A 16,624-nucleotide genomic window follows, 5' to 3' on the forward strand; every position below is an offset into this window, starting at 1 on the left:
ATCGCCACCCAATACCGAGTAAATCACGGTGTTACTCACGCTTTTCGAGCCCACGAGGGCCCGGCATATCAAACCCGCTACCCAATCCCGGTAAGAAAAGGGCCAAGAGGCGGGGGGCGCGATTGGGTGGCATGCTTGATGCCCGGAGGGCCGTTGGGACGGTATTGGGTGGCATGTTTGATGCCCGGAGGCTGTTGGGACGGTATTGGGTGGCATGCTTGATGCTCAGGAGGCTGTTGGGACGGTATTGGGTGGCATGCTTGATGCTCGAGGCCGTCGCACATCAAACTTGCCACCCAATACCGAGCTAATCGCCACCCAATACCGAGTAAATCACGGTGTTACTCACGCTTTTCGAGCCCACGAGGGCCCGGCATATCAAACCCGCTACCCAATCCCGGTAAGAAAAGGGCCAAGAGCCGGAACTTGATGCGCACGAAAAGGGTCGACTACCCAATTTCGAACTCGTCCGAGGCCCCGGAAAGGGACGAGAAGAACCCGCAGCTCGTAAAGCGCGGCCGCGCCCGGCGCGCGGCCCAAGACCCAGCCGCACCTAGCCCGCAGCGGACACCACGGCGTCGTAGACCTCCGCGCGCGGCAGGCCAAACGTCCGCGCGAGCCGCTTGGCCAGCGCGCTCTTGGGCTCGCCGGCGGCAAGCCCTGCGGCGATCTCCTCCTCGAGCGAGCGCTCGGGGCCGGATGCGGCCGCCCGACGCGCCGCGAGCTCCTCCGAGCCCGGCGCGGCGATCACGATCACGCACTCGCCGCGCACCTCGCCGCGCTCGGCGACCTCCGCCGCGAGCTCCGACGCCTCGCCGCGCACGACCTCCTCGTGGAGCTTGGTGAGCTCGCGCACGAGCGCGACGCGACGCCCGCCCATCACCTCGGCCACGTTGGCGAGCGTCTCGGCCACGCGCCGCGGGCTCTCGTAGACCACGAGCGTCCCCGGCACCGCGGCGAGCTCGCCCAGGCGCGCCAGCTGCGCGCCGCGGCGGCGCGGCAGGAACCCCTCGAAGAAGAAGTGCTCGCTCGCCAGGCCCGACGCCACGAGCGCACAGGTCACGGCGCTCGGCCCCGGCACCACCTCCACGCGCGTCCCGGCGTCGAGCGCGGCGTCGACGAGCCGCTGGCCCGGGTCGGAGACGCCCGGCATCCCCGCGTCGGAGACAAAGGCCACGCGCTCCCCCGCCGCCAGGCGCTCGAGCACCGAGGCCACGCGCCGCTCCATGACGTTCTCGTCGCAGCGCTCCAGGCGCGCGCGCAGGCCAAGCGCGCTCAGGAGGCGCCCTGTCACACGCGTGTCCTCGCACAGCACCACGTCGGCCTCCCCGAGCACCCGCCGCACGCGAGGCGAGGCGTCCTCGAGGTTTCCGATGGGCGTCCCGACGACGCTCAGGACTCCCGGCATCAGACGATCATCCCGCGCTCGAAGGTGGCGAGCGCCACGCGCGCGTCCCACCCCGCGAGCATCCCGGAGGTCTTCCAGGTGTTGAAGAACCAGGCGGGGCACTTCTCGAACGAGCCGATCTGCTCGGACGTGTAGACGCGCTCGAGCGCGATCCGGCCCTCGGGCGTCATCTGGGAGTCGGCGATGGGCAGCGAGGCGGACCACTTGCCCACCATGACCGGCATGCGGGAGCGCCGGGCGTCGGCCACGTGGCGCTCGTGCGCGCTCACAAGGCGCCGCACGCCCGAGGGCCCGGACACGTCCATCCGCACGGACGGGCGGTCGAGGTGGCAGTCCAGCCAGACGTTCACGTAGTGCCGCTGAGCCATGAAGCGCCCCCACCCGGAGGGCACGCCCCCGTCCGGGAGGATGAACACGGGGTCCTCCCCCGCCGCGGCGCGCACGAGCTCGTAGGCCTCGCGATAGTAGTTGCGCAGGCGGTGCAGGGGCACGCCGTCGGTGACCATGAGGCCGCGGCGGACCTGGGGGACCGCGTCGTCGGCCGGCTCAAAGCCAAAGAACCCCACGCGCGAGGCGTAGCGCTTGGCGAGCATGTAGATGACGTTGAGCACCTCGCGGCGCGGCACGTGGCAGTCGGCGAGGTCAGGAGCCGTGCCGCTGTCGTGATGCGGGGCGCCGGGATTGATCGCAAGGGCAAAGACGACCTTGAGCCCGATCTCCTCCGCCCACTCGAGCGCCTGGTCAACGTACTCGATGCACCCGACGTACGGGCCCGGCGCGGGGCCCTGCTCGCCAAAGACGTACCACGGAACGGGAAGGCGCACGGCGTTGAAGCCGCGCGCGGCGATCTTGACGAAGTCCTCGCGCGTGACGAACTCCGCGCGGTGGGCGCGGACGAGCTCGGCGTAGCGCTGCGCGCCGAGCGTCGCGGCCAGGGCCCCCTCGTCCAGGGCGCCCGCCTGCGCAAAGAGCTCGGGCGTGACCCATGACTCAAGCGTCAGCCAGCCCGTGAGGTTAACTCCATGCAGGGGATGGTTGCCCATTGCGCACCTCCGCCTCCCGCGACCGGCCGGCCGCGCTCCGCTCCTAACCTGAAGTATAGGTCGAATCCTACCCCTCGTCCCGGACATATATCGCACAGTTGAGCGGAGTCTCGTAGACGTCCACGCGCGAGCAGGGCATCCCCTGCTCGCACATGCGCTCGCAGAAGTGGCGCGCGAGGTTCTCGGCCGTCGTGCGGAAGGGAAGCACGGTGAGCGAGAAGCCCTCCGACTCGAGCGCCTCCAGCGTCGCCGGCGCGAGCGACCCCTCCTCCACGAGGAAGGTGTGGTCGAATTCCTCCGCGAGCGCGCGCAGGGCGCGCTTGAAGACGCCAAAGTCCACGACCATGTCGCGCTGCGTGCCCTCCGAGCCGAGCTCGGGGGCGGAGAGGTAGGCTACGACGCGCCAGCGGTGGCCGTGCAGGTTCTCGCACTTTCCGTAGTAGTCCGTCAGGAAGTGGGCGGAGTCAAAGCTCGCCTCGGTCATGAGTCCGTACATGGGGCCTCCTCGGGAGTGTGGTGGGAGCTCCATGGTAGCGCGCCGCGCAGGACAGGTCAGCCCACGCGCGACGGCCGCCGCCTCGGGCGAGAAGGACCGTGCGACGCTGCCCGCGGCCGCGCCCCAGCCCCGCCCGGTGACGTTGGCGTACCATGGGCGGGCACACCCCTCCGGCGCGCCCGAGCGCGCCCGAGCGACCGAAGGAGCCCCCATGCCGCTCTCCCCCGAGCTTCTCGCCTACACCGCCGCCCGCTACGAGGCCCGCCTGCCGCACCTGGGCGAGCGTGCCCGGGACGCCGAGGCCGCGCTCGCGGGCGCCCCCGCCGACGAGGCCGCCCTCACGCGGTACTTCCTCGCCACGCTCCCGCTCACGGACGTCTTCGACGCCCCGGTCGACCTGCTGCGCTCCTTTGCGCGCCATGCGCTCGAGCTGCGCAAGGGCCCCGCCGCGGACGTCCCCGAGGACCTCTTCGTCCACTACGTCGCCTGCCCGCGCGTCAACAACGAGCCCCTCTCCGACTGCCGCGCCGCCCTGCGCGACGAGCTCGTGCCGCGCCTCGCGGGGCTCTCCGGCGAGCGCACCGTCATCGAGGTCAACTACTGGTGCGCCGAGATGGCCACCTACCAGGCCACGGACGGCCGCACCCTCGGGGCGCCCGGCGTCATAGCCGGCGCGGCCGGGCGCTGCGGCGAGGAGTCGACGCTCCTCGTGACGGCCCTGCGCGCGGTGGGCATCCCGGCCCGCCAGCTCTACGTGCCCTGGTGGGCGCACTGCGACGACAACCACGCCTGGGTTGAGGCCTGGGCGGACGGCCGCTGGCACTACCTCGGCGCCTGCGAGCCCGAGGAGGCGCTCGACCGCGGCTGGTTCACCGCCGCCTCGGGACGCGCCCCGATGGTGGCCACGCGGCTCTTCTCGGACTTTGGCTGCGACCCGGAGGACGTGGCGGGCAGCACGGGCTGCACCGTGCTCGTCAACGTGACGGCGCGCTACGCCGCCACCACGCGCCTCTCCGTGCGCGCGACGCTCCCGGACGGCGCGCCCGCGGCGGGCGCCGCCGTGGCCTTCGAGGTGCTCAACATGGCCGGCTGGCGCCCGCTCACCGTGCTCCGCGCGGACGCGGAGGGCCGCTGCTCCCTCGAGCTCGGCCGCGGAAGCGTCCGCGTGCACGCCTCGGCGGGCCGCCTCATGGCCGAGAAGGACGTGGACACCGCCACGACCTCCGAGGTGGCCCTCGCGCTCGCCCCGGCGCCGGGCGGGGCCGTCGCGGGCGCCTGGCACGACGTCGACGTGCGCGCCCCCGAGGACCATCCGGCCCCCACGCAGGCGCTCTCCCCCGAGGGCGCCGCGCGCGGCCGGGCTCGCAAGGCGGCCGCCGACGCGGCCCGGCGCGGGCGCGTGGGGCGGATGCGCGAGCGCGCGGCCGAGCTCGCCTCCCGCGCGGCCGAGCTGCGCCCCGCTGACGACGCCGCGCTCGTGGCGCGCGTCCTCGACGCCGCGCGCGGCCACGCGGAGGAGATCTTCTCGTTCCTCACCGCCGGCACGGAGCCCGAGCGCCTGGCGCTCCTTGCCACCCTCGCCGAGAAGGACTACCTGGACGCCGACCCCGCCGTCCTCGAGCACCACCTCCGCTCCGCCCTTGCTGGCAAACGTGACCGGGCGGGCCGCCACGATCGGGCCGCCGAGGCTCCGGCGGCGGCCGAGCCCGCCGTTGCCCCCGAGCCCGAACGCGACCTCTGGGAGCACGCCGTCCTCTCGCCGCGCATCGGCCTCGAGCACCTGAGCGCGTGGCGACCGGCCCTTCCCGACGCGCTGCCGCCCGAGCTCGCCGCGCTCGTGGCCACCGACCCGGCCGCCGCGTGGGCCTGGCTCGCCTCCCGCCTGTCCTTCTCGCCCGCCGAGCACCTGGCCAAGCTCGTCGGCACGCCCGCAGGCGCGCTCGCGTCCGGCGAGGCCTCGGAGGTGACGCTGCGCACGCTCTTCGTGGCGGCGTGCCGCAGCCTTGGGGTGCCCGCGCGGCTCGCGCCCGCGGACGGCCGCGCCGAGGTGCTCGGGGAGGGCCGCTGGACCTGCGTCGAGGGCGCGGCCGCGGGCGAGCGCACCTGGCCCCTCGCCATCGCCGGCGAGGAGGGTGCCCCGCTCTCCTACGGGACCGACTGGGGCCTGGCGCGCCTGGGGGCCGCCATGCAGACCGACGGCCAGGAGCTCTGGGGCTTCCACCAGCTCGACCTCTGGGACGCGGACCCCGCAAGGCTCGAGGTGCCGGCGGGGACCTACCGCCTCACCTCCACGACGCGCCTGCCCAACGGCAACCAGCAGGCCACGGAGCGCGTCTTTGAGGTGAGCGGCCCCTGCGCCCTCACCGTGCGCCGGCGCGAGCCGCGCCCGGAGGACCTGCTCCAGCGCATCCCCCTCCCCGGCGCCGCCCCGCTCGTCGACGGGCGAGGGGGCCTTACGCTCCTCGCGTTCCTGGAGCCGGCCGAGGAGCCCACGGAGCACCTGCTGAACGAGCTCGCGGACGCCGCCGACGCCGTGGCCGCCTCGAAGGTCCTGGTGACGCTCGTGACCCGCGGGGACGCCGGGGACGACCCCACGCTCGGGCGCGCGCTCGGGGCGCTGGGCGCGGCCGGGGCCGCCGTGACGCTCGCGCACGACGACTTCTCCGAGCTGCCCGAGCGCCTCGCGCGCCGCATGTTCGCCAACCCCGAGCTGCTTCCCCTGGCCCTGCTCCTCGACGCCCGGGCCGGGGACGGGGGCGCGCCCGTGGGCCTCTTCGCGCGCGGCGGCTACGCCGTGGGGACCGTGGAGCTGGTCCTGCGCCTCGCCGCGCTGGCGTAGGGCGGCGCCGGGCGACCGGCCGCGGAAGGGGCGCGGCCGTCCCCGACCGCAGCGCCGCAACGAGGACGGCGAGAAGAACGAGCGGGGCCCCGGGCACGTCTGCCCGGGGCCCCGCCTGCCGTGCAGGTCATGGCCGCGCCAGGAGGGTGCGGCGGCCTGCCGCGGCCCGCGCGCCCTACTCGCCGGAGGGCGCTCCTCCCTCGCCGGAGGCTCCCGAGCGCCCGCGGCCGCCCCGGCGGCGCCGGCGGCGCGGACGGTCCGCGCCCTCGGGCCCCTGCGGGGCGCCGGAGCCCTGCTGGAAGTGCTTCGGCGCCGGCTTCTGCCCGCCGGCCGCGCCCTGGCCGCCGGCGGCCTGGGCGCGTTTCTTGCGCGAGGGCTGCATGCCCCGCGGCTGCGCGCCCTTCTCGGCCTGGCCGCCCTTGTCGCCCGGGCGCCGCGTGCGGCGGGCGGGCTGCTGCGCGGGACCGTCGGGGGCGGGGGCGCCCTCGGCGGCCTGGTGGTGGCGACGGCGACGCGTCGGCTGGCCCTCGGGAGAGCCGGCGGTCACGTCAAGGGGGGCAGGCGCGCCCCCGTCGCCCGGGCGGCGCTTGCGACGACGGCGCGCGGGCGCCTCGTCGCCGGAGGGGGCGCCCGCGGCGTCGCGACGCGCGTTCTTCTCGCGCTGCGGGCCCTTCTCGCCGGCCGGGCCCCCGTTGGAGGGGCGGCGGCGCTTGCGCTTGGGCTCGACGAAGATGTCCGAGGCGTCCGGCGCGGGCTCGGGGACGACGCCCATCTTGCGGTCCAGCTCGGCGAGCGCCATCTGCACGTCCGGGGACTCCAGGCGGTCGAGCACCTCGCGCGTCACGGTGTCCGGGCGGCAGGGGCACCCCAGCTCCTCGGACTTCTTGTGCGCGGCCTCGGAGGCCGTCATGTCGGCGAGCGCCACGCGGACCTGCTTGCCGTTCTCAAGGCGCAGGCAGATCTGCTCCTTGGGCGTGTCGTACTCGACGATCTTGCCCTTGCCGAGCGGCGTGTCGATCACGGCGTTCTTCTTGGGCGCGCGGCTCTTGAAGTCGCGGTAGGCCTCGAACTCGTAGCGCAGGCAGCACATGAGCCGGCCGCACGCGCCGGAGATCTTGGTGGAGTTGAGGGGCAGGTCCTGCTCCTTGGCCATGCGGATGGACACCGGGTCAAAGCCCGTGGCAAACCGACGGCAGCAGAGCTCCTGGCCGCAGTGGCCGTAGCCGCCCACGATGGCGGCCTCCTCGCGCACGCCGATCTGGCGCATGTCGATGCGGACGTGGAACTCGCGCGCGAGGTCGCGCACGAGCTGGCGGAAGTCCACGCGCTCCTCGGCGGCAAAGTAGCAGACGGCCTTCTCGCCGTCGAAGAGGTACTCCACCCCCACGGGCTTCATGTCCAGCCCGGACTCCTTGACGAGGCGACGAAACGTCGGCATGGCCTCGTCGCCGCGGCGGGCGAGCCCGTCGGCGCGCTCGAGGTCGGCGTCCGTGGCCAGGCGGACCACGGAGCGCAGCTGCGCGTGGCCGATCGTGGCGGAGAGCTCGTCGGCGCTCACCTCGCGGGCGTCTGCCGTGGCCAGGCCGATCTCACGGCCGCGCTCGGTTGCGCAGATGACGTGGTCGCCCTCCTGGGCGCCGGTGCCCGCCGGGTCGAACCACAGGTCGCGGGCGGCATACGAGAACTTCACCGGAATGACGGTGGGCATGCGAGTGCCTCCTTGATGCGAAGCAGCATGACCTCGAGGGTCAGCTGCGGCGATACGTTGTGGGCGAGGTCATCCGCCGCGCGGCCGACGGCCTCGATGGCCCTGAGCGCGCCGGCGGTGTCGCAGCCGGCGGCGATGCGGTCCACGACGGCGGCCGCGTCGTCGTTGACGGCGCCGCCCGGGATGCCCTCGCAGCGCGCGAGGACGTCGCGCAGCAGCGACTCCGCCGCGGACAGGGCCTCCATCATACCCGAACGCTCCCGGGCGGTGAGCTCGCGCTTGTTGGCGTCCTCCACCTGCTTGAGGGCGGCGGCGGTGAGGAAGTCCTGGGACTCGCGCAGGGCGTCCTCCTGCGCCTGGCGGACGTCGGCCAGGGGCACGGCCACCGCGGCCACGAGGTCGCGCGCGGCAAGAAGAACGTCCCAGGAGTCGTCGCGGGCAAGGGAGTCCAGGGCGCCCACCACAAGGCGCCTGACCTCGCGGCGCGACGGGGACTTGAGGAAGTCCACGGCACGGGCGGGCGTCCCGGCCACCGCGAGCGCCATGCGCGCCTCGGCGGGCGTGCAGGCGCACGCGCGCATGACGGTCTCGGCCCCGGCCGCGGGCGAGACCGAGCGGAAGGGCACCTGCTGGCAGCGCGAGACGATGGTGGGGAGCATTGCGGCCGTGGTGCGGGCGCAGAGGATGAACATCACGGCCTCGGGCGGCTCCTCGAGGGTCTTGAGCAGGGCGTTCGCGGCGTTGCCGCGCAGCAGCTCGGCGCGCTCGAGCACGTAGACCTTGGTGCGGGCGCGCACGGGGGCCAGGCCCGCGTCCTCGATGAGCTCGCGCACCTGGGCCACGAGGTAGCCCGACGCGCTGCCGGGGGCGAGCCAGCGGACGTCGGGGTGGGTGCGATGCGCCACGCGACGGCACTCGTCGCAGGTGGCGTCCCCACCGTGGGGGCAGACCACGCACCGGGCGAGCGCCTCGGCGGCCTCGTGCTTGCCCGAGCCGGGGGCGCCCACGAAGAGGTAGGCGTGGCTGAGCCGGCCCTCGGCCACGGCCGTGGCGAGGAAGTCGCGCACGCGCGGCTGGTCGGCAAGGGCGGCGAGGACCGGGGGGACCGGCGCCGACGGGACGGGAGAGGTCGGGGCGGCGGTCACCTCACTCACCCCAAAGATCGTCGAGCGCGGCGAGGACACGGGCCGTGACCTCTTCCTTCTTGCCCGAGGCGTCCACGAGGCGCACGCGGGAGGGCTCCTCGGAGGCGAGGCGCAGGTAGGCGTTGCGCACGCGCTCCTGGAACGCGAGGCCCTCGGCCTCCATGCGGTCGACGCCGCCGGCCGTGGCGCGCGCAAAGCCAAGCGCGGGGTCGAGGTCAAGCACGAGCGTGCGGTCGGGCACGCGCCCGCAGCTGCCGAGCACGTTGGACTGGCGGACGAGCGTCTCGTCGAGGCCGCGGCCGCCGGCCTGGTAGGCGAAGGTGGAGTCGTAGTAGCGGTCGCACAGGACGCAGGCGCCGCGCTCGAGCGCGGGCTCGATCACCTGGCGCACGAGCTGGGCGCGGCTCGCCTCGTAGAGCAGGAGCTCGCACTCCGGGACCATCTCCGCGTTGGCGGGGTCCAGAAGCAGCGCGCGGACCTTCTCCGAGATGGGGGTGCCGCCGGGCTCGCGCAGGCGCACGACCTCGCGGCCGCGCGCCTCGAGCGCCGCGGCGACGAGCGTCGCCTGCGTGGTCTTTCCGCAGCCGTCCGCCCCCTCGAGCGTGATGAACACCCCGCGCATGTGCCTCCCTCCGGGCCCGGTACCAGTCGCTCTATGGTAGCGCGTCCCAGGGGTGCGCCGCGAGAAAACCATGCGCCGAGGTCGCGCGGGCGAGGAGGAGCGCGAGCTCGCTCAAAGTCACGTTCTTCTCGCGTTCTTCTCGCGTTCTTCTCGCCCGAGCGTGACTTCGAGTGAGTTAGGCGGCCGAGCTCGCTCAAAGTCACGCTTTCGGGGCGGTTAGCGTGACTTTAAGCGAGTCGCGAGAGAAAGCTCACCCATGGTCACGCTTTCGGGGCCGCAAGCGTGACTTCGAGCGAGTCGAATTTGTCAGCTCATTCTTAGTCACGTTTTCGAGAAGAAAGCGTGACTTTGCGTGAGTCGCGAGAGAAAGCTCGCGCGAAGTCACGTTCTTCTCGCGCGCTCCGCGGCGCACGCCCCGACCCCGCCACGCCCCGCGGCCGCACGTCCTTCTCGCCTGAGCGGCCAGACGCGCTATCGGACGAAGTTCGTCCAGACGCCCTCCTCGGACGCGGGCATCGCCACGCCCGCCGCGCGCCCGGCCTCGATGCAGCGCAGCAGCCACGCCATGTTGCGCCCGAGCTGGCGCATGGTCCAGAGGCCCTCGGCGTCCTGCTCGACGTCCTCGGCGCTGCTGCCGTACACCAAGTTCCAGTAGCGGCTGCTCACGATGGGCATCTGCGAGATGGTGAAGAACTTCTCGATGTCGGCGAGCGCCGAGGTGGTGCCGGCACGGCGTGCCACGCTCACGGCCGCGGCCGGCTTGTGCGCGAGCACGTCGGGCTCGCCGGCGCGACCGTTGCTGTAGAAGAGCCGGTCCATGAACCCGAGAAGCGACGCCCCGGCGCGGGCGTAGTGCGTGGGCCCGCCAAAGACAAAGCCGTCGGCCTCCGCGGCCTTCTCGCGAAACGCGTTCACCGCGTCGTCAATGACGCAGCGCCCGAGCTTCGAGCAGGCGCCGCACGCCGCGCATCCACCAAGCGGCCGCGCGTCGAGCCAGAAGATCTCCGTCTCCGCACCGCACTCTCGCAGCGAGCGTGCGACCTCCTCTAGCGCCCGGCTGGTCGACCCCGCCTTGTGCGGGCTCCCGTTGACGAGAAGAACTTTCATCGCGCCACCTTTCTCATGTCTTACCAACGGCACCCCTCCTTCTACCCCGACGCGGCCAGCTTGTTCACACGACGGTCGTAGGTGACGAGCCCGTTGGTCTCCTCCTCCACATCCGTGAGCTGGGTGTAGACAAAGCCCGCGAGCCCCTTCCCCTCCAGCTCGACCGCATGCGCCAGAAGGTCGCGGACCTCGCGCGAGAACTCCTCCCCACCCGCGGCCTCCTCGTAGCCGTACGACGTCGAGAGGCTCACGTGCCCCGGAACGGCCCAGCTCACGCCGCCAAACTCCGAGATCACGAACGCGCGGGCCGGTCGGGCGCGGTCGGGCCAGACCTCGAGGGGGCGGAAGTAGTTGTGGACGCTCAGAAAGTCGCCGCACCCGCGGTCGTACCAGCCGCTCGTGGCGTCGATGGGACGCGTGGGGTCGAGCTCGCAGACGGCGCGCGTGGCGGCCCGGGCGTCAAACTGGCCCCAGCCCTCGTTGAAGAGCGTCCAGCCCACGATGCAGGGGTGCGCGCGCAGGAGCCGCACCGTTCCCGCGCAGGTGTCGCGCCACTCCCGGCGATATGCCTCGTCGCCGGCGGAGAGCTGACGCCACGCGCGCGGCCCCTCGTCCGTGCGGCCGCCCCAGCTCGCGCGCAGCAGCGTTGGCTTGTAGCTCGAGTGCCAGGGGCTCAGGGGGCCGCCGCCCGAGACCATGTCCTGCCAGACGAGCATCCCCATGCGGTCGCAGAGCGCATAGAAGCGCGCCGACTCCACCTTGAGGTGCATGCGCAGAAGGTTGAACCCCAGCCCGCGCGCCGCGCAGATGTCGCTGGCGAGAGCGCGCTCGGAGGGAGGGGTCATGAGGCCGTCCGGCCAGTATCCCTGGTCGAGGACGCCGCGCAGGAAGATCGGGCTGCCGTTGAGGTGCACGCGCTGGACGCCGCGCGCGTCCGGGCGCACCTCGACCGAGCGGAACCCCACATAGCTCGTCACGCGATCGGAGCCAAACGCAAGCTCGAGGTCATAGAGGTGTGGGTCGTCCGGATGCCAGAGGTGCGCCTCGCCCACCTCAAGCGCAAGCTCCACCTCGCTCTCCCCCGCCGTCACGACCATGGCGCCCGCGCGGGCGACCTCGGCCCCCTCGTCGAGCAGCCGCGCCACGAGCTCCATGGGTCGCTCGCCCGAGGCGAGCACGGAGGCGCGCAGGAGGGCGCGACCCTCCTCGGGCACGGTCCGCACGTCCAGGTCCAGCAGGCGCTCCCTCGGGACGACCTCGCACCACGCGTCCCGCCAGATGCCGCTCTGCGCCGTGTACCAGATGCCCCCGCGCGCAAGGCGCTGCTTGCCGCGCGGCTGCACGCCCGTGTCGGACGGGTCGAAGACGCAGAGCTCGAGTCGGTTCTTGCCCGGGATGAGCAGGTCGGTGACGTCGCATGAGAAGGGCAGGTACCCGCCCGTGTGCTCGCCCGCACGAGCGCCGTTCACGTACAGGACGCAGGCCCAGTCGACCGCGTCGAGGTGAAGCACCAGCCGCTCGCGCGCCGTGGGCACGGGCAGCGTCGCGTCAAGCCGGTACCACAGGAGCTCGTCGGGGGCGAGCCGACGGCCCACGCCGGAGAGCGGGGCCTCGGGCGAGAAGGGCACCCGGATGGGCCGCCAGGCCGCATCCGCGGGCGGCATCGCGCCGCGCCACGCCCGCGCGGCGTCCGGAGCGGGCACGAAGGCGCACTCCCACCAGCCGTTGAGCGAGGTCCATGTGCCGCGCGAGAACTGCGGGCGAGGGTGGCCCTGGCAGGCGGCGCCTTCCGGCCTGTCGCCAGCCAGGCCATCGCCTACCAGGCCGTCACGGATCTTCTCGCCCCACGGCGTCCAGAGCGGCGTGAGCTCCACGTCCGCCGGCGGCTTGGGCTTGCTCGCGAGCACGCGCTTGAGGTCGAGCATGGAGCCTCCCGTCTTTTTTGGCCATTGTCGCACGACGGACGACGGCGCGCGGCCGAGCCAGCTCGCAGGCCGTCCCGGCCGATACGGCCCGGTCCCCCGGTGACGCGACCCGGTCCCCCGAGCGATATTGGGTAGGGTCTTTGATGTCGTGGGGTCCCAAAACACCCAAAAGCGTACACGAGAAGCCCGATTCTGCAGCATATTGCACAAAACTGGGTGGCACCTTTGATATCAACATCAAGGATGCCACCCAGTTTCGAACTCGGGCGTCAGGCGAGAAGAACGCAGGCGCGGCTTGGGTCGGCGGGACGAGAAGAACGCAGGCGAGGCGCGGCGAGAAGAACCTCGCTACGAGGACTTCTTCCGGCCTCCGGCCTTCTTCGCGGGCGCCTTGCGGCCGGCGGCGCCACGGCCCCGGGCGGCGCGGGCGGCCTCCTTCTTCTCGCGGCCCGGGCACTCCATGTTGGGGCAGAGCTTCCACGGGCCGCGCGCCGTCGTCACCACCACGAGCGGGGCGCCGCAGTCCGGGCAGGTCTCGCCCGTGGCCTCGAGCGCGCCGCGCGCGGGCAGCGGGTAGCTGGTCCCGCACTCCTCGTAGTTGGTGCAGCGGATGAAGCGCTTGCCGCTCCTCTCGGACTTGTGCGCGATCAGGCGTCCGGAGCGCCCGGCCTCGGCGCAGGCGGGGCACGCGCCCACGTCCACGTCCGGCTCGCGGTTGGTCTCACACGCGGGGTTCACGCACACCTCGTACGCGCGGCTGCGGAACGGCTGCACCTTCACGCGCGGCGCCCCGCACGAGGGGCACACGGCCGCCTCGCCCTCGAGCGCCGAGATCTTGCCCTGGGGCAGCGGGTAGGTGACGTCGCAATCCGGCCAGCCCATGCAGCCCACGAAGCTGCCGCGCGTCTTGGCCGAGCTCTTCACCACGAGGTCGCGGCCGCACTTGGGGCAGACGCCCACCTTGGCGTCCGCGGTCACGGCGTCGGCGATGGCCTCGGAGAGGTCGTCGGTGTGCTCCACGAGCGCGTCCATGAGGCCGGCGAGGAGCGCCCGGGAGTGGTTCACCACCTGCTCCTGCGTCTCGGCGCCGTCGGCCACGCGCGTCATGTCCCCCTCGAGCTCGGCCGTCATGTCCGGCGAGGTGATGCGCGGGGCGTAGGTGGCGAGGGCGTCGATGATCGCCATGCCCAGCTGGCTCGGCTCCACCGGGTCGTTCTTGAAGTACTTGCGCTCGTAGAGCGTGTCGATGATGCTCGCGCGCGTGGACTTGGTGCCCAGGCCGCGCTTCTCCATCTCCTGGATGAGCTTGCCCTGGCTGTAGCGCGCCGGGGGCTCGGTCTGCTTGGCCAGGAGCTCCATGTCGGAGACGCCCACGACGTCGCCCTCAGCGAGGGCCGGGAGCTGGTCGTCCTTCTTGAGGCCGTAGGGGTAGACGGCACGGAAGCCCGGCGTCACGAGCACGCTGCCGGAGACCGTGAAGGGCTCGCCCGCCACGTCGATCGTGACCTTGGTCCCCTCGATCGTGGCCGGGCCCATGAGCGTGGCCAGGAAGCGCCGTGCGATGAGGTTGTAGAGCTTCCACGCGGCGGGCTGGAGCGCGTCCGGCGAGGCCGCCGCCGTCGGGTAGATCGGCGGGTGGTCGGTGGTCTCCTGCTTGCCGCGCGTGGCCGTGAGCTTGCCCTGGGAGAGCAGCGCCTGGCAGGTGCCGGCGTACTGCGGGACCTTGGCGAGCGTGCGCACGCAGTCGCGCAGGTCGAGCGAGGAGGGGTAGACGGTGTTGTCAACGCGCGGGTACGAGATGAGGCCGTCCATGTAGAGGCTCTCGGCGAGGCGCATGGTGCGGGCGGGGCTGATGCCCTCGGCCGCGGCGGCGGCCTGAAGCGAGGTGGTGTTGAAGGGCGCGGGCGGCCGCTGCGTGCGGCTCCTGCGCTCGACGGCCGCAACGCGGCCCTCGGTGGCGTCGGCCACGTGCCCGTACGCGGCGTCGGCGGCGTCCTTCTCCCAGAAGCGCGCGGTGGCGTGGGTGATGCGGAAGTCGGAGCCGTCCTTCTCGCCCTTGCCCTGAATCACCCAGTAGTCGTCCGGCTTGAAGGCAAGCCGCTCGCGCTCGCGCTCCACCACGAGGGCGAGCGTGGGCGTCTGGACGCGGCCGGCCGAGCGCACGTTGCCAAGACCGCTCCAGCGCGCCGCCGTGAGGTAGCGCGTGAGGACCGCGCCCCAGATGAGGTCGATGTACTGGCGGGACTCGCCGGCGTCGGCGAGGTCCTGGTCCAACTCGACGAGGTTGGCAAAGGCGTGGTCGATCTCCGTCTTGGTGAAGGCGGAGTAGCGGGCGCGCGCCACCGGCACCTCGGGCGCGACCTCGCGGATCTGCCGGAGCGCGTCGGAGCCGATGAGCTCGCCCTCACGGTCGAAGTCCGTGCCGATGACCACGGAGCCGGCCTTCTTGGCGAGGTTCTTGAGGGCGCGGATGATCTCCTTCTCGGCAGGGAGCTTCTCGATGGGCGCCCAGACCAGGTAGGGCAGGCTCTGGATCTTCCAGCCCTTGAGGTCCACCCCGTCCGCCAGGAAGGGCTTGCGACGGGACTTGTACGGCGGGCGCGCCAGGCCGTCCGGCACGTCGGCGGGCAGGAGCTCGCCGTCTGCCGTGAGGCCCTGCCAGCCGTTCTTGTCGTCGAAGGTCAGCTGCACCGGGAAGTCCACCTTGAGGATGTGCCCGCGCAGGCCGATGGTCACGCAGTCCTCCCCGCCCATGCGGAAGCGGTAGACCGGGGTGTTGTAGACCTTGTCGGCCGTGGGCTTGCCTGACTCGGAGAGCAGCCGGGCGATCTGCTGGGCGGCGTCGTTCTTCTCGGTGACGATGAGCTTCAAGGGCGCTCCTTACTGCTTGTCGAACTCGTGCTGCTCGTAGTCCTCTCGGCTCCACTTGAGGGCCTCGGCGCCGTCGCGCGAGACGATGATGAAGCGCGCCACGGCGAGCGCCGCCTCGTAGAGGAAGATAAGGACCGCAAACATGAGGATCATCGTCACAGGCGAGGCGTCGGGCGTCACGACGGCGGAGAGCACCATGAAGGCAACGTAGACGATGCGCCACTGGGAGCGGAACGTGCGGTACGGCACGACGTGGAGGATCGAGAGGTAGAAGATCAGGAGCGGCAGCTGGAAGGCGATGCCGAAGCCGATCTCAAGCAGCATGTAGATGTCGAGGTAGTCCTCGGCGTTGGGGATGATCGAGCCGATCTCGAAGGACTGGTCGAGCAGCCACCCAAAGGCCGCCGGCTGGATGACGAAGAAGCAGAACACCATGCCCAGCGCAAAGAGCGCCACCATCGCGGCCACCGTCGGCACGACCCACCTGCGCTCCTTGGGCCGAAGCGCCGGCAGGAAGAACGCCAGCACCTCCCAGATGATGATGGGGCTGCAGATGATGACCGAGAAGAACAGCGCGACCTTGAAGCGGATCGTGAAGCCGCCCAGGACCGTCGTGACGACGAGCGTGGCGCCGCGCATGGCCTCCTGGATCTGGCCAATCATGAGCTCGATGAGCGTGGGGGTGGCAAAGTAGACGACGAGCGAGCACACGATGACCGAGACCACCACGATGGTGAGGCGGCGGCGCAGCTCGCCGAGGTGATCCATGATGGGCATGCGGGCGGGACCGATCGGCATGGCTTAGGCCTCCTTCTTCTCGTCGGGGGCGCCGGCGGGGTCGCTGGGGCTGTCCCCAGCCGCTCCCCGCTCGTCGCTACGCTCCTCGCTCGCCTCGTGGGACGCGCTCGGGCCGTCCTCGGCGTCCGCACCGGCGCGGGGCTTCGAGGAGGGGGTCATCGCATACAGGTCGGCCAGGGAGGGCTTGGCGGGCTCGGGGGTCTCGACGGCCGTGGCGGGCGCAGCGGGCGCGGCCTCGCTGCCCTCGTTCTTCTCGGCGGCGTCCCCGTCGGCCTCGCCGGATGCGGCCGCGGCCTCGGCCTCCTCGCGGGCGGCCTTCTCGGCGGCGAGGCGCTTCTTGCGCTCGGCGAAGGTCTCGGCACGCCTGGGACGTGCCTCCCCCTCGGGAAGGTCGAGGTCCGCGTCCTCCTCGAGCTCGGCCGCGCGGTTGCGGGTCGGGCGCTTGGGGCTGTCGCTCATGGCCTCGGCGGCGGGGTCCACGATGTTGGTCTGCACGACCTCGGTGAAGCCCTCCTGGGCGCTCTTGAACTGGCGGAGGGCGCGACCGAGGGTGCGCCCCATGCCCGGGAGCTTGTCCGGGCCAAAGATCATGAACGCAAACAGAGCGATAAGGACGAGCTCGCCCTCTCCAATGCCAAACAAGGGTGTTCCTTCCTCTGCGG

The 16,624-nt window shown here is 72.3% G+C and carries 12 protein-coding genes; 1 reads left to right on the forward strand and 11 read right to left on the reverse strand.

Going from position 1 to position 16,624, the window contains the following annotated elements; genetic code table 11:
* Positions 1-553: 553 nt before the first annotated feature.
* The 3 genes from rsmI to B5F84_RS07850 all read right to left on the reverse strand — a co-directional run bounded on the left by rsmI (position 554) and on the right by B5F84_RS07850 (position 2,947).
* Positions 554-1,408 (reverse strand): 16S rRNA (cytidine(1402)-2'-O)-methyltransferase, encoded by an 855-nt coding sequence (gene rsmI, locus B5F84_RS07840; RefSeq protein WP_087322510.1) that lies wholly within the window; start codon positions 1,406-1,408, stop codon positions 554-556.
* Entirely contained in the window at positions 1,408-2,451 is a 1,044-nt protein-coding gene (locus tag B5F84_RS07845) for a glucan 1,3-beta-glucosidase (RefSeq protein WP_087322512.1), read from the reverse strand. Before B5F84_RS07845 ends, rsmI begins: the two co-directional genes overlap by 1 nt.
* Before the next feature lie 67 nt (positions 2,452-2,518).
* Positions 2,519-2,947 carry a 6-carboxytetrahydropterin synthase gene (locus B5F84_RS07850; protein ID WP_087322514.1) on the reverse strand — a complete coding sequence of 143 codons (429 nt, stop codon included), beginning with the start codon at positions 2,945-2,947 and terminating at the stop codon, positions 2,519-2,521.
* A 211-nt stretch (positions 2,948-3,158) separates the two neighbouring features.
* On the opposite strand from B5F84_RS07850, the gene B5F84_RS07855 reads away from it, so the two are divergent.
* Positions 3,159-5,786, forward strand: coding sequence for a transglutaminase domain-containing protein (locus tag B5F84_RS07855; RefSeq protein ID WP_087322516.1), 2,628 nt, complete (start codon positions 3,159-3,161; stop codon positions 5,784-5,786).
* A 175-nt stretch (positions 5,787-5,961) separates the two neighbouring features.
* Here B5F84_RS07855 and ricT read toward each other — a convergent pair whose 3' ends face one another.
* The 8 genes from ricT to B5F84_RS09760 form a co-directional block, all read right to left on the reverse strand.
* On the reverse strand, positions 5,962-7,494 hold the full coding sequence (gene ricT, locus B5F84_RS07860) for a regulatory iron-sulfur-containing complex subunit RicT (protein WP_087322518.1): 1,533 nt from the start codon (positions 7,492-7,494) through the stop codon (positions 5,962-5,964).
* Positions 7,473-8,648, reverse strand: a complete 1,176-nt coding sequence (locus tag B5F84_RS07865; protein ID WP_343225136.1) for a DNA polymerase III subunit delta' — start codon at positions 8,646-8,648, stop codon at positions 7,473-7,475. The genes ricT and B5F84_RS07865 overlap by 22 nt, the downstream gene beginning before the upstream one ends.
* Entirely contained in the window at positions 8,641-9,261 is a 621-nt protein-coding gene (tmk, locus tag B5F84_RS07870) for a dTMP kinase (protein ID WP_087322520.1), read from the reverse strand. The genes B5F84_RS07865 and tmk overlap by 8 nt, the downstream gene beginning before the upstream one ends.
* 471 nt (positions 9,262-9,732) lie before the next feature.
* On the reverse strand, positions 9,733-10,368 hold the full coding sequence (locus B5F84_RS07875) for a flavodoxin family protein (RefSeq protein WP_087322522.1): 636 nt from the start codon (positions 10,366-10,368) through the stop codon (positions 9,733-9,735).
* A gap of 41 nt (positions 10,369-10,409) precedes the next feature.
* Entirely contained in the window at positions 10,410-12,293 is a 1,884-nt protein-coding gene (locus B5F84_RS07880; protein WP_087322523.1) for a sugar-binding domain-containing protein, read from the reverse strand.
* Positions 12,294-12,641: 348 nt separating this feature from the next.
* Entirely contained in the window at positions 12,642-15,164 is a 2,523-nt protein-coding gene (locus B5F84_RS07885; protein ID WP_087322525.1) for a DNA topoisomerase I, read from the reverse strand.
* A 9-nt stretch (positions 15,165-15,173) separates the two neighbouring features.
* Positions 15,174-15,962 (reverse strand): twin-arginine translocase subunit TatC, encoded by a 789-nt coding sequence (gene tatC / locus B5F84_RS07890; protein ID WP_087322527.1) that lies wholly within the window; start codon positions 15,960-15,962, stop codon positions 15,174-15,176.
* Between the two features lie 3 nt (positions 15,963-15,965).
* Positions 15,966-16,604: a twin-arginine translocase TatA/TatE family subunit gene (locus B5F84_RS09760; protein WP_087322528.1), complete on the reverse strand. Its 639-nt coding sequence runs from the start codon at positions 16,602-16,604 to the stop codon at positions 15,966-15,968.
* Positions 16,605-16,624 lie beyond the last annotated feature (20 nt).

Source organism: Olsenella sp. An290 (assembly GCF_002159535.1).
GTDB lineage: Bacteria > Actinomycetota > Coriobacteriia > Coriobacteriales > Atopobiaceae > Thermophilibacter.